We start from the raw sequence: 13,544 nt of genomic DNA, 5'->3' as shown, positions 1-13,544 counted from the left end.
TGCTGCCGCCAGCGGTCCCCTCTTTGGGGCCCTAGCTCCAGTGAGAGTCAGGGTTCATTACTCTGAATACCACTGGCGCCCGGTCACGGTGAAGCTTGCTGATCCGCGCCCGGGGCCCCGGTGATCCAATGGATTTCCGGAGGGGTGTCCCACCACCTCGATCCCGTCCCTCGAGGAACGACTCGATGACCATCAGCCCACCAGAGCGTGGGAGCACCGCGAAGACTCAAGTCGAGAAGGTCGACAATCCAGCGACCTTCGAATTGTTCGGTAAGCCCGGACATTTCGACCGAGCCCTCGCGAAAGGTCCCAAAACCACCACCTGGGTTTGGAACCTCCACGCCAACGCTCACGATTTCGACAGCCACACGAGTGACCTTGAGGAGGTTTCTCGGAAGATCTTTAGTGCTCACTTCGGCCATTTGGCCGTGATCTTCATCTGGCTGAGCGGTGCCTTTTTCCATGGCGCCCACTTCTCCAATTTCTCCGGCTGGCTCGCCGACCCCACCCATGTGAAGCCAAGCGCTCAGGTGGTTTGGTCGGTCTTCGGCCAGGAAATCCTCAACGGCGATATGGGTGCCGGCTTCCAAGGCATCCAGATCACCTCCGGTCTCTTCCATGTCTGGAGGGCCTGGGGCATCACCAATGAGACGCAGTTGATGTCTCTCGCCATCGGCGCTTTGGTGATGGCCGGCCTGATGCTCAATGCAGGCGTTTTCCATTACCACAAGGCAGCTCCGAAGCTTGAGTGGTTCCAGAACGTTGAGTCGATGCTCAACCACCACCTGGCTGGTCTGCTGGGCCTGGGCTCACTGTCCTGGACCGGTCACCTGCTGCATGTGTCTCTGCCCACCACCAAGTTGATGGATGCCATCGACGCCGGCCAGCCGCTGGTGTTGAACGGCAAGACCATTGCTTCCGTGGCAGACATTCCTCTTCCCCACGAATTCCTCAATCAGGATCTGCTGGCTCAGCTCTACCCGGGATTCAGCGCCGGTATCGGTGCCTTCTTCAACGGCAACTGGGCTGCATACAGCGATTTCCTCACCTTCAAGGGTGGAATCAATCCTGTGACCGGAAGCATGTGGATGACCGATATCGCTCATCACCACCTGGCCATCGCGGTGCTGTTCATCGTGGCCGGTCACATGTACCGGACCAACTGGGGAATCGGGCACTCCATCAAGGAGATTCTCGAGGGCCAGAAAGGCGATCCTCTGCTTTTCCCTGCAACGAAGGGCCATGACGGCCTGTTCGAGTTCATGATCAACAGCTGGCATGCCCAGCTGGCTCTGAACCTTGCAATGCTCGGCTCCCTGAGCATCATCGTTGCCCAGCACATGTACGCGATGCCTCCTTATCCGTACATGTCGATTGACTATCCGACTCAGATCGGTCTGTTCACCCATCACATGTGGATTGGTGGCTTCCTGATCGTCGGTGCTTCAGCTCACGCTGCCATCGCGATGATTCGCGATTACGACCCTGCCAAGCACGTTGACAACGTTCTTGACCGGGTGCTCAAGGCCCGTGACGCTCTGATCAGCCACCTCAACTGGGTGTGCATCTGGCTTGGCTTCCACAGCTTCGGCCTGTACATCCATAACGACACCATGCGTGCTCTGGGTCGCCCCCAGGACATGTTCAGCGATTCGGCGATTCAGCTCAGACCTGTTTTCGCACAGTGGATTCAGAGTCTGCACGCTGCAGCTGCCGGCAGCACCGCACCCAACGCCCTCGCTGGCGTCAGTGAGGTGTTCAACGGTTCGGTCGTGGCAGTTGGCGGCAAGGTTGCAGCTGCTCCGATTCCTCTGGGCACGGCGGACTTCATGGTCCACCACATTCACGCCTTCACGATTCACGTGACGGTGTTAATCCTGCTCAAGGGTGTTCTCTATGCCCGTAATTCCCGCCTGATTCCAGACAAAGCCAACCTCGGTTTCCGCTTCTCCTGCGATGGCCCTGGTCGCGGCGGCACCTGTCAGGTGTCTGCTTGGGACCATGTCTTCCTGGGTCTGTTCTGGATGTACAACTCCCTGTCGGTTGTCATTTTCCACTTCTCCTGGAAAATGCAGAGCGATGTCTGGGGTGCCGTGAGGCCTGATGGTTCAGTCCAATACCTCACCAACGGCAATTTCGCCAACAGCGCCATCACCATCAACGGTTGGTTGCGTGATTTCCTGTGGGCTCAGGCCGTTCAGGTGATCAACAGCTACGGCTCCAACACAGCTGGCTACGGAATCATGTTCCTTGGTGGTCACTTCATCTGGGCCTTCAGCCTGATGTTCCTCTTCAGTGGCCGCGGCTACTGGCAGGAGCTGATTGAGTCCATCGTCTGGGCTCACAACAAGCTGAAGGTGGCTCCTGGCATCCAGCCTCGTGCTCTGTCCATCATCCAGGGCCGTGCTGTCGGTGTTGCTCACTATCTTCTGGGCGGCATCACAGTCACGTGGTCCTTCTTCCACGCCCACATCCTTGTGGTGGGCGGCTGACCTTTCCTGAACTTTCCCTCTAATGGCAACGAAATTTCCTTCGTTCAGCCAGGGTCTGGCACAGGACCCGACAACCCGCCGCATCTGGTACGGGATCGCCACGGCTCACGACTTCGAGAGCCATGACGGAATGACGGAGGAGAGGCTTTACCAAAAGCTCTTCTCCACCCATTTCGGGCATCTCGCAATCATCGGTCTCTGGGTTTCGGGAAACCTGTTCCATATCGCCTGGCAGGGCAACTTCGAACAGTGGGTCGCCGACCCTCTGCATGTGAAGCCCATTGCTCACGCAATCTGGGATCCCCATTTTGGTCAAGGCGCCATTACCGCCTTCACCCAAGCGGGAGCCACATCGCCAGTGAACATCGCCTACTCAGGCTTGTACCACTGGTTCTACACAATTGGCATGACGAAGAACGCCGAGCTGTATCAGGGCTCCATCTTCATGATGATCCTGTCGGCCTGGGCATTGTTCGCCGGTTGGCTGCACCTGCAGCCCAAGTTCCGCCCTTCACTCGCATGGTTCAAAAATGCTGAGTCACGTCTGAACCATCACCTGGCTGTCCTCTTCGGTTTCAGCTCCATCGCCTGGACAGGTCACCTGGTGCACGTGGCGATCCCCGAATCCCGGGGTCAGCACGTCGGCTGGGACAACTTTCTGAGCGTGATGCCTCACCCCGCCGGTCTTGGACCTTTCTTCACCGGCAACTGGGGTGTCTATGCACAGAATCCGGATTCCATGGGCCAGATCTTCGGCACAACCGAAGGATCAGGTACGGCGATTCTCACCTTCCTCGGTGGCTTCCATCCTCAGACTGAAGCCCTCTGGCTCACTGACATCGCCCATCACCACCTGGCGATTGGCTGCCTGTTTGTGATCGCTGGTCACATGTACAGGACCAACTTCGGTATCGGTCACTCCATCAAGGAGATCCTCGAAGCTCACAATCCTCCCAAGGGCACTCCTGGTGATCTCGGTGCCGGTCACAAGGGTCTTTACGACACCTTGAACAACAGCCTGCACATGCAGCTTGGCCTGGCTCTTGCTTCGCTGGGTGTTGTCACCTCACTGGTGGCTCAGCACATGTATGCGATGCCGTCGTATGCCTTCATCGCCAAGGCCTACACGACACAGGCTGCTCTGTACACGCACCACCAGTACATCGCCATCTTCCTGATGTGCGGTGCCTTTGCTCACGGAGCAATCTTCTTCATCCGTGACTACGACCCTGAAGCCAACAAGGACAATGTTCTTGCTCGGATGCTGGAGCACAAGGAAGCGATCATCAGCCATCTGAGCTGGATCACCCTCTTCCTTGGTTTCCATACGCTCGGTCTCTACGTTCACAACGACGTTGTTGTGGCGTTCGGAACACCCGAGAAACAGATCCTGGTTGAGCCAGTCTTTGCCCAGTTCGTTCAAGCCGCATCCGGTAAGGCGATCTACGGTTTTGATGTGCTGCTCTCCAACTCCGCTGGTGCAGCCGCCAATGCCAACGCCGCTTACATGGGTGGCTGGATGGATGCCATCAACGGCAACACCGACGTGTTCTTGCCGATCGGTCCTGGTGACTTCATGGTTCACCACGCCATCGCTCTGGGTCTGCACACCACCACTCTGATCCTGGTCAAAGGCGCTCTGGATGCCCGTGGCTCCAAGCTGATGCCTGACAAGAAGGACTTCGGTTACTCCTTCCCCTGCGACGGCCCTGGCCGTGGCGGTACTTGTGACATCTCCGCCTGGGACGCCTTCTATCTGGCGGTCTTCTGGGCCCTGAACACAATCGGTTGGGTCACCTTCTACTGGCATTGGAAGCACCTGGCCATCTGGCAGGGCAACGTGGCTCAGTTCAATGAGTCCAGCACCTACCTGATGGGCTGGTTCCGAGACTATCTGTGGCTGAATTCCTCCCAGCTGATCAACGGTTACAACCCCTTCGGCAGCAACAACCTCGCCGTCTGGGCCTGGATGTTCCTGTTCGGCCACCTCGTCTGGGCGACTGGATTCATGTTCCTGATCTCCTGGCGCGGTTACTGGCAGGAGCTGATCGAGACCATCGTCTGGGCTCATCAGCGCACACCGCTCGCCAACCTTGTTGGCTGGCGCGACAAGCCAGTGGCTCTGTCCATCGTTCAGGCTCGTGTTGTGGGTCTCGCCCATTTCACGATCGGCTACATCCTCACGTACGCCGCCTTCCTGATTGCATCGACATCCGGCAAGTTCGGCTGATCAATCCTGATTGCCCTCACTGCAGGGCAATCTTGCATTCACCCCTGTCCAGATCATCTGGCGGGGGTTTTTTGTTGGCTGAAGCTGAATGGTGCAGAACAATTCAGCCGTTCATCAGCCGCTAAAAAGAATGTCCAGCGTCCGCAGATAGGTGTGCAGTCCTGCGTCCTGAATCGGCAGCACATAGGCATCCTCATCTGACTCGTTGTGGTGCGAATGCCAGTAGCCCGGTGGGGTCACGAAAGCGGCACCAGCTGTCCAGTCTTCCCTGTGTGGGTTTCGGATTCTTCCCTGATCATCGAGCTCAGTGCCAATCAGGGTGTAGCAACCTGGCCTGCAATCCACGGCGAAATCCAGGGCGATCGATTGGTGGCGGTGGGGCTTCTGTTCCTGCCCCGCGGGCAGAATGCCGAGCATGGCCCAAAGGGTGTGGCTCACCGTTCTTGTTTGGGGGAACGCAGAGTTGCCCAGCAGCACGCTGACCCGGTTGGCACGGGCGCCGCTGGGGCTGGCTGCGATCTCAGCCAGTCGCCCCTGGCTGTCGCGATGGCTGTAAAACGTTGGCTTAAAACGGGCTTCATTGGGAGTCACACCCAGAAAACGCAGCAGTGGCGCGTCGTGCACCCAGTAGAGAGACGCTTTGCCAGAGCAGCTGTGAATGGCGTCTCCTCCGGCGGGCAGAACGAGCATGTCGCCCTTCGTCCACTGGAAGTGTTCTCCGCAGGCTTCAGTGTCACCTTGGCCATCTGCCACGAAGAACAACTGGCTTGTTGCCACAGCGGCAGTGCGCAGTCTGTCGCCATCCAGTCGGATGAAGTTGGCGCATAACGATGGGCCGCTGGCAGGTCCACTGCACTGCAGTTCATCGCTCAGATCCAGAGGCATCACAGCACTGCCGCTCTGGGAAAAGAAAGCCGGGGAAAAGGAGCGATAGGGAACGGCGCCGGTCAGTCCGCTGCGGATTGGGTTGGCCGCTTCGCCGTAGGAGAAATACTGAGCCTGGGACGATGACGCTTGGCGATTCGTTGCGCTGCTCAGCATGCCGTGACGTCTCAGCGCTTAAAGGAGCACACACCTTACAAATCGCTGGACTCTGACTTCGTATGCAAAGCGTCATTGTTTCGACCGATCTCAGTCACGTTTTGACCCCGCCGTTCGTGTCTACTGGTCCATCACCGATTGGTTGAGTCCTTGATGTCGCTTCCTTCCCTGCCCCCCAAACTGGAGCTCGTGGTGCTGCTGGTTGGCGTCGCGGCCGGTTACAACCTCACCATGCAGATCCTGCCAAGAGAGCGAATCGACCTGGCTCAGCTTGAGGCTGATGAGCAGATCGCTGAGCGAGCTGCAGTTCAGCCCACGTTTGCTCCAAAGATTTACACGCCTATCGCGAGTATGGAATCGGCGGCTGAATCGTCTCCTGCAGGGACGTGCATGGTTCCGCCAGGTGGAGGCCCGGCCGTGAACGAGCGCTTTGAACCCTGCTGAACTCAGCCATCCAGTTCAAGGATCGCAGGACCGACGCCTCTCCAGCGTTTGAACAGCAGATAGGTGGCCGGCACGATGAACAGCGAGAGCAGCGTTGACACCAGCAGTCCGCTGAAGACAACAGTGCCGATGCTGATGCGGCTGGCGGAGCCTGTTCCGGTGGCAAGCAGTAATGGCAGAAATCCCGCCAGCGATGTCACCGCTGTCAGCAGAATCGGCCTCATTCTGTTGATCGCCGCTTCCTCGATGGCATCGATCAGGGCGGTGCCCTGGGTAAGCCGTTGGTTGGCGAATTCAACAATCAGGATTCCATTCTTTGCGGCCAGGCTGACCAGCACCAGCAAGCCCATCTGGGCGAAGACGTCGAGCGTGAGACTGCGCAGCTTCAGGCCGATCAAGGCTCCCAGCAGTGCCATCGGCACTGTTAGCAGGATGATCAGCGGATCCACAAAGCTTTCATAGAGGCCCGCCAGCAACAGATACACCACCGTGACGCCAAGGCCGAACAGCACCCAGGTCACGGATTCCGCTCGGGTCTCCTCTCTGGCAAGACCGGTGAAGGTCAGGCCCAGGTTATTGCCTCCGGTCCGATTACTGATCTCCTGGAGGAGATCGATGGCCTGGCCACTGCTGAATCCATCTGAAGGGATGGCAGTGATGCTGATCGATCGCTTCTGGTTGTAATGGGTGATTCGATTCGCTCCTGAATCACGTTTCAGTTGCGCAACGTTCGCCAATGAGACCAGCTCGCCGCTGCGGTTGCGCACCATCAGGCTCGTGAGATCTCCAGGCTTGCTGCGGTCAGTTCCCTCAAGCTGAATGTAGATGCTGCGGATTTCCCCCCCTGAAAAGGTGTCATCGATGAAACGGCCTCCAATGGCGGTTCCGATGTCCCTGAGAGTCGGACCCACCGGTAGGTCCAGCGCTGCCATCTGGCTGCGGTCAAGCTCCAGTCTCCAGCGCGGTGAGTTTGCATCGAAGCGCGTGCTCACGCGTTGGAACTGCCCGGAGTTCTGAGCAGCCAGGATGAACTGCTGGGCCTGATTCTCGAAATCCTGCAGGCTGAGCTGGCCGCCACTGCCATCCAGCAGTTCCATCTGCAGGCCTGATTCGCTGCTGAAACCCTGCACTGTGGGCGGCGTGGTCACAATCACCTGGGCGTCGGTGATGCGTCGTCTCAGTTCGCTGTTCAGACGCTGCTTCACGGCTTGACTGCTGTTCTGCTGCCCTGGGCGTTCTTTCAGGGGTGAGAGGCGCAGATAGAAAGACCCGGTGTCCTCGCCGCTCTGTCCGAATGACCTTCCGGCATAAAAATTGCCGCTGCGGATCAGGGGCTCTTCAGCGACGACCTCGCGGATGCGTTCCATCACAGCCTCGGTACGTTCCAGGCTTGCCCCTTCCGGCAGCGTGAAATAACCGCGCACCCCCCCCTGATCTTCGTCGGGGATGAAGGAGGTGGGGATCGTCGCCAGACCAATGCCGGTGAGCATCAGTCCTGCCAGCACCAGCGCGATCACGGTTCTACCCCGTGCCAGCCAGACCGCCAGCATCCTTGCGTAAAGACGTTGCAACCGGGCCATGCCCGCACGCAGTCTTCGACTGATCGATCTGAACGGTGCTGGCAATCGTCCGTCGCCTTTTCCCAGCACACGGGCGCAGGCCATCGGAGTGAACGTGAGGGCATTGAACGTTGAGAACAGAATTGCGCCGCTGATGGCCAGTGCAATCGGTTGATAAAGGCGGCCAATGGAGCCGGGGATCAGCAGAACAGGCAGAAAGACAGCAGCCAGAACCAGAGATGTGGCTAAAACTGCGCCCGCAAGCTCTGCCATCGCATCTTCCGCAGCCCCCTGTGGCTCTTCGCCCCGTTCGATCCGGCCTGCGATGTCTTCGCTGACAACGATGGCATCGTCGACAACGATGCCCGTGGCCAGCACGAGGCCAAACAGGATCAGGCTGTTGAGATTCGACCCGCTGAGGCGCACCACCACCAGACTGCCGATCAACGCCACAGGCACCGCCAGGCCAGGAATCAAGGCCAGACGCCAGCGTCCCAGAAACAGCACCAGCACCACCAGCACCAGCAGCACCGCGTCCCGGAGGGTGTCTCTGGTGCGATCGAGATTGGCCTGGACGTTTTCGGCCACATCAAAGATCATCTGCACGTCCAACCCAGGGGGAAAGCTGCTTTCCAGGCTTTTCAGCCTCTCCCGAACCGCACGACTGACCTCCAGAGCGTTCGATCCATCCCGCTGGAAGATGCCGACAGCCACTGAGCTTTCGCCCTGAAGATTGAGCGCGCTGCTGCCGTAGTTGCGTTGGCCCAGCTCAACGCGACCTACATCCTTCAGACGAACCAGGCCTCCGTTGCTGGTGCGTTTCACCACCATGGCTTCAAAGTCGGCCTTGCTGCGCAGACGCCCTTCGGCATCCACCGGCAGGCTGAACAGCTGTCCCGCCGGAGCCGGCGCCTCGCCCAGGTTTCCCACTGCGGCAAGAACGTTCTGCTCTGCCAGAGCGGCAGTGATGTCGTTGGTGGACAGACTGAATTGCTCCAGGAGACTCGGATCCAACCAGAGGCGGTAGGCGAGCTCGCTACTGCCGAACACACGGATGTCGCCAACCCCAGGCGTGGTTCGCAGGCCTTCATTGAGGCGTTGGTCGAGCCAGCCACCGATAAAGATCGGCTCATACATCCCGGGAGGAGCGCTGAAGCCGAGGACCAGCAGCAGGTCATTGGTGGAGCGGTTCACATTCAGCCCCTGTCTGGTCACTGACTGGGGCAGTCGACGGCTGGCCAGGTTGACTTCGTTCTGAACCTTGATCGCGTTGAGCTCTGGATCGCCTGACTCGAAGCGCAGGCTGAGGCTGGCTCCGCCCTGCCTGCTGCTGGAGGTCATGCTCTCCAGGCCATCCAGGCCACTGAGCTGTTTTTCCAGCACTGCTGTGACGCTTTGCTCCACCACTTCCGGGCCTGCGGCAGGAAAACTGGCGCTCACGCTCACGCGGGTGGGTGCCAGTTGAGGCAAGTCTTCAAGGCCGAGGCCCACCAGAGACACCACCCCAGCCAGCAGCACCAACAAGCTGCAGACGATGGTGAAGACGGGCCGTCTCAGAAATGGCTGGGAGATGGACCGCAAGTCGGCGACCGCTCAGTAAGGGCCCAGATCCTGGCAGCAGAAAGCCCCGAATGAGTCATTGATGACGTCATCCAGGGCATCTCCAACAGTGGTCTGAAACTGCCTCGTTGAAACTTGGAGTGAGTGGATCAGCCGGCTGGCGCTACACCACCAGCGATCTTGGCCAGATAGAGCAATGGAGTTGCGCTGACCAGGAACCATGCAAAAGCCGCTCCTCCGCAACCACCCAGCCAGAAGCCACTGGCAAATTCAGACCAGCCTTCCTTGGTGAAGAGGTCTGACGGTGGATTGTTGATGGTGGCGTCAGCCGGTTGCACCTTGGGTCCGTTGCCAGCGGTGCCGTAGATCGACAGACACACAGTCAGGATCGACACCAATCCGATGGAGGCGAGCAGTCCTGCCGTTGATGCGTAATCGCTGTTTCGGAGAGGACCACAGACGGCGAACGGGCCATACAGCAAATACCCATGGGTCATGCCAATCTCCAGGCCGCGTCTATTCGGCGAAAGAGAAGGTCGATAGATCGGTAGCGCGTTAAGAAACGCCTTGGTGAAGTAGTTGCTGTTCACCGGGGTGGCGAGGTTGCCAACCGTTGGATCGGCTACGGGGGAAACAGACATGGATTGGAAAGCGGTGGGTGGGCGGTGCGCTTGATCGTTGGCCGGAGCCTGAGAGCGATCAGTCAGCAGTGGATTCGATCAGGTTGAACATCAGAACCATCACGACAGCTGGACCCAGAACCCCAGCCAATGGAATGAAAACCGAAGGCATCCAGGAAGCGACGAAATCTCCAGTCATGGCAGCGACCCAAATGTCTGCGGTTACTGTAAAGACTGCCTTTCTAGTGGTCTTCGACCGATCCGGTCGGTGACATAAAAGTTCAATCCATTCGGCCTCCGCCGCTTTGAACCCATGAATCAGCTGCTTGCAGGCGGTGCAGCCCTTGTACTCGTGGTCGTGCTCTGGGGTCTTGGCCGACGGCCTGGAAAAACGTTGTTGCGCAGCACTGATGCGACATCTGTGGCAGCCATCAACAGAGCTCAGCTGGGGCTGGTGCAGGCTTCATTGCCGCAGAAAGATGATGAGAATCAGGCAGGGTCTGTTGCTGACGCCTTGGATTCGGCCCCGTTTGCGCCTCCGGTCAGCAGCGCCGAGCGGATTTCGCTTGAGCGCCGTTTACGCGAGACGATGGATCAAGGCAACCCCGACCAGAGACTTGAGGCCGTGAGGGTGGCCGGTCAATGGGGGCATCGGTCCGTTCTGCCGCTGCTGAGGCGCGGACTGCGTGATGCTGACAGTCTGGTTGTCGAAGCCGCTGCATCAGCAATTGAGCGACATCGTGGAGCAACCCGACCGTCTCCGGTTCAGCTGGCCCGTCCCCCTCGCAACATTGCCCGGATGCGATAAATCGGGCGCCCCTGGCTCTCGTGATAGGTCCTGATCAGCAGTTCTCCCAACAGTCCGAAACAGAACAGCTGGATCCCGGCCAGGCCGAGCACGACCGCCATGGTGAGCAGTGGCCTGTTACCGATGTCTTCTCCTGTCAGCTTGATCACCAGCAAGTAGGCGCTTGCCACCAGGCTTGTTGCGATGGCGACGAGGCCGCCAAACCCAAACACGTACATCGGCCTGGTCAGGAAGCGTTTCATGAACCACACCGTGAGCAGGTCCATCAGCACTCGAAAGGTGCGATCAATGCCGTATTTGCTGGTTCCGTACTGACGCGCACGGTGATTCACCTTCACTTCGGTGATGCGTGCTCCTTCGATGAAGGCCAGCGCAGGCAGAAAGCGATGCAGCTCGCCGTATAAGCGCATGTCGGAAAGCACATCGCGGTCATAGGCCTTGAGAGAACAGCCGTAGTCATGCAGACGAACTCCGGTGACGTTCCCGATCAGGCGGTTGGCCAGCCTGGAGGGGAGCTTTCTTTGCAGCTCGGCATCCTGGCGATCAAAACGCCAACCGCTCACCAGGTCATAACCCTCGCGCAACTTGTTGAGCAGCAGGGGGATGTCGGCGGGATCGTTCTGCAGATCACCATCGAGGCTCACGATCACCTGCCCTTCGGCCACATCGAAACCTGCCGCCATGGCAGCGGTCTGACCGTAGTTCTTGCGCAGCAGAACACCCACCAGCTCAGGCACTTGGCCGCTGATGCTCTCCAGCACTGATGCGGTGTCGTCCGTTGAACCGTCATTGACCAGCACCAGCTCAAACCGCTCTCCTGTGGGTCGCAGCGCGTTGAGCAGCTGGTCCACCAGCTCAGGCAGGCTTTCCTCTTCGTTGTACAGCGGCACCACAACCGAAAGGTCCAGCCCAGCCGTCATCGGGATCCGATCGATGTCAATGCAACCTAATCGGCACCTGTTGGGCCAATTCTGAGAGCACAACTCAGGCAGACCGTGAGCTCATCAACAGGGGCAGTCAAGGCAATGTACTGCCGTCATGGCAGCGCATCACCCTGCCGGCACCTCGCAGTTCAGCTCTGTAGTGACTGGCCACAGGATGGAGATCCTGGGGATTCAGGCTGTCGATGCCGATTCCATTGCGGCCGTGTTCAATCCCCGAGCTGTGGATGTAGCGCCCCTCTCCCAGATGGATGCCGACATGGGTGCAGCGCTCAGGGGTGCCGAAGAAGATCAGATCGCCGGCGCTCAATTCGTCGATGTTGTCCGGCTGCACCGCTACAGGCTGGCAGAACCGTTCCTGCTGATAAGCATCTCTGGGCAGCCAGATCCCAGCGTTGGCAAAGGCTGTCTGCACAAGGCCGGAACAGTCAAGATCGGGCCCGATGGTGCCTCCCCACAGGTAGGTGTTGTCACGCTCGGCGGCCGCTTTCAGCCACTCCAGAACCGCATGCAGCCGGCTGCTGATGTCTGAGCTTGAGAGCAGACAGGGTTGCCAGGTTTCACAGGCCACAGCCTGACCGGCCAGAGCATCCATGGACAGCCAGCAGGGATAGCCATCCTCGAGAAGCACAACGTGCAGACGCCCGTGATCTTCGGGACGCAAGGGTGCGGCGACCTTGAAGCCTCGCCCCGCAGCGGCCTGGGTGGCGAGTCCATTCTCCGTGGGCTTGGCGTAACCGTTCTGTCCACTGAGCAGTGTCCAGCAGCTCCCTGGGCTGATCAGGTCCGGAGCGATCGGTGTGCCTAGGGTCGGCATTGCCAGTAGCCAGTGCCATGGCGTTCTACCGTCCCGAGCCGGCGATGCAGCAACGTCTGATCGACCTGATCGATCAGCTTGCAGCGGATGGCCGTCCTGGCCTGCATGATCAGATTGCGGTGAGCTGGGTGCGTTACGACACCACTTCGCCAACCAACGGCAGCGGTAGCGGTGCGGCCTGGGCTGACCAGAAGCTGCTGTATCCCGCCAGCGTGGTGAAGCTGTTGTACGCCGTGGCCGCCGAGCACTGGTTGCAGCGGGATCTGATCCCAGACAGTGAAGAACTTCGTCGAGCGCTTCTCGACATGCTGGCTGACTCCAGCAACGACGCCACGGGCTTGATCGTGGATCTGCTCACCGGCACCACCAGTGGTCCGCCGTTGCGCTCCCCTGCATGGGAGCGGTGGCAGCAGCAACGCCGCCTGGTGAATGACTGGTTTCATGGTTTCGGCTGGCCAGAGCTGGAGCGCGTCAATTGCTGCCAGAAAACTTGGGGAGATGGTCCCTATGGACGCGAGCGCGTGTTCTACGGGGAAGACAACAACAATCGCAATGCCCTCTGCACGGCCGCTGTCGCCAGAGTTCTCGAGGCGGTCATGACCGATGGCCTGCTTTCACCACCGGCCTGTCAGAGACTTCGAACCCGGTTGGCTCGCTCACTCAGCAAGTCAGACAGACTGGATGATCCGGAGAATCAAGTGGATGGCTTCCTCGGTGAGGGTTTGCCGGAAGGCAGTCAGCTCTGGAGTAAAGCCGGGTGGATGAGTCAGGCCCGCCATGACGCAGCGTGGTGGTGCATCGACGGGCAGGCGCCTTGTCTGCTGGTGGTCTTCAGCGAAGGCCAGGAGCGTGCTGGCGATGAACATCTGCTGCCGCGGATGGCGACGGAACTCGCGGCCTATGGAGCCGATTAACGACTCGCTGTTTCAGTTCAACGGAGAGGTGGGGATTTGGAGTGGTCCGAAATGCACTGGCATGACTCTGCTTGAGACAGGTTTGATGCAAAAAACCGAATTTCCCACAACACGGTTT

11 protein-coding genes are annotated in these 13,544 nt (G+C 59.1%); 5 read left to right on the top strand and 6 right to left on the bottom strand.

Annotated features, from left to right (window positions below; genetic code table 11):
• Positions 1 to 185: 185 nt before the first annotated feature.
• Positions 186 to 2,492 carry a photosystem I core protein PsaA gene (psaA, locus tag SIB58_RS12430; RefSeq protein ID WP_066904559.1) on the top strand — a complete coding sequence of 769 codons (2,307 nt, stop codon included), beginning with the start codon at positions 186 to 188 and terminating at the stop codon, positions 2,490 to 2,492.
• Positions 2,493 to 2,514: 22 nt separating this feature from the next.
• Positions 2,515 to 4,722, top strand: coding sequence for a photosystem I core protein PsaB (gene psaB, locus SIB58_RS12425; RefSeq protein WP_066904556.1), 2,208 nt, complete (start codon positions 2,515 to 2,517; stop codon positions 4,720 to 4,722).
• Positions 4,723 to 4,836: 114 nt separating this feature from the next.
• Here the strand turns inward: psaB and SIB58_RS12420 are convergent, their stop codons facing one another.
• Positions 4,837 to 5,763, bottom strand: a complete 927-nt coding sequence (locus SIB58_RS12420) for a cupin domain-containing protein (protein WP_066904553.1) — start codon at positions 5,761 to 5,763, stop codon at positions 4,837 to 4,839.
• A 153-nt stretch (positions 5,764 to 5,916) separates the two neighbouring features.
• Between SIB58_RS12420 and SIB58_RS12415 the strand changes: the two genes are divergently transcribed.
• The gene (locus SIB58_RS12415) at positions 5,917 to 6,207 is read left to right on the top strand and encodes a hypothetical protein (RefSeq protein WP_066904550.1); all 291 of its coding nucleotides are present in this window, start codon (positions 5,917 to 5,919) and stop codon (positions 6,205 to 6,207) included.
• 2 nt (positions 6,208 to 6,209) lie between these two features.
• Here the strand turns inward: SIB58_RS12415 and SIB58_RS12410 are convergent, their stop codons facing one another.
• The 3 genes from SIB58_RS12410 to SIB58_RS12400 all read right to left on the bottom strand — a co-directional run bounded on the left by SIB58_RS12410 (position 6,210) and on the right by SIB58_RS12400 (position 10,145).
• Positions 6,210 to 9,347: an efflux RND transporter permease subunit gene (locus SIB58_RS12410; protein ID WP_067326087.1), complete on the bottom strand. Its 3,138-nt coding sequence runs from the start codon at positions 9,345 to 9,347 to the stop codon at positions 6,210 to 6,212.
• 128 nt (positions 9,348 to 9,475) lie between these two features.
• Positions 9,476 to 9,967 carry a photosystem I reaction center subunit XI gene (locus tag SIB58_RS12405; RefSeq protein WP_066904544.1) on the bottom strand — a complete coding sequence of 164 codons (492 nt, stop codon included), beginning with the start codon at positions 9,965 to 9,967 and terminating at the stop codon, positions 9,476 to 9,478.
• 58 nt (positions 9,968 to 10,025) lie between these two features.
• Positions 10,026 to 10,145: a photosystem I reaction center subunit VIII gene (locus SIB58_RS12400; RefSeq protein ID WP_066904541.1), complete on the bottom strand. Its 120-nt coding sequence runs from the start codon at positions 10,143 to 10,145 to the stop codon at positions 10,026 to 10,028.
• 114 nt (positions 10,146 to 10,259) lie between these two features.
• On the opposite strand from SIB58_RS12400, the gene SIB58_RS12395 reads away from it, so the two are divergent.
• Positions 10,260 to 10,754 (top strand): HEAT repeat domain-containing protein, encoded by a 495-nt coding sequence (locus SIB58_RS12395; protein WP_066904538.1) that lies wholly within the window; start codon positions 10,260 to 10,262, stop codon positions 10,752 to 10,754.
• On the opposite strand, the gene SIB58_RS12390 is transcribed toward SIB58_RS12395, so the two are convergent.
• Both SIB58_RS12390 and SIB58_RS12385 read right to left on the bottom strand, forming a co-directional pair.
• Positions 10,712 to 11,674 carry a glycosyltransferase family 2 protein gene (locus SIB58_RS12390; RefSeq protein ID WP_066904535.1) on the bottom strand — a complete coding sequence of 321 codons (963 nt, stop codon included), beginning with the start codon at positions 11,672 to 11,674 and terminating at the stop codon, positions 10,712 to 10,714. The two genes, SIB58_RS12395 and SIB58_RS12390, sit on opposite strands and share 43 nt — an antisense overlap.
• A gap of 97 nt (positions 11,675 to 11,771) precedes the next feature.
• Entirely contained in the window at positions 11,772 to 12,512 is a 741-nt protein-coding gene (locus SIB58_RS12385; protein ID WP_067326090.1) for a C40 family peptidase, read from the bottom strand.
• Between the two features lie 17 nt (positions 12,513 to 12,529).
• Between SIB58_RS12385 and SIB58_RS12380 the strand changes: the two genes are divergently transcribed.
• Complete coding sequence (locus SIB58_RS12380) at positions 12,530 to 13,426, top strand: serine hydrolase (protein WP_066905000.1); 897 nt, start codon at positions 12,530 to 12,532, stop codon at positions 13,424 to 13,426.
• Positions 13,427 to 13,544 lie beyond the last annotated feature (118 nt).

It is taken from the genome of Synechococcus sp. MIT S9504, from assembly GCF_047497135.1.
Lineage (GTDB): Bacteria > Cyanobacteriota > Cyanobacteriia > PCC-6307 > Cyanobiaceae > Synechococcus_C.
This window is presented reverse-complemented; position numbering and strand designations above follow the sequence as displayed.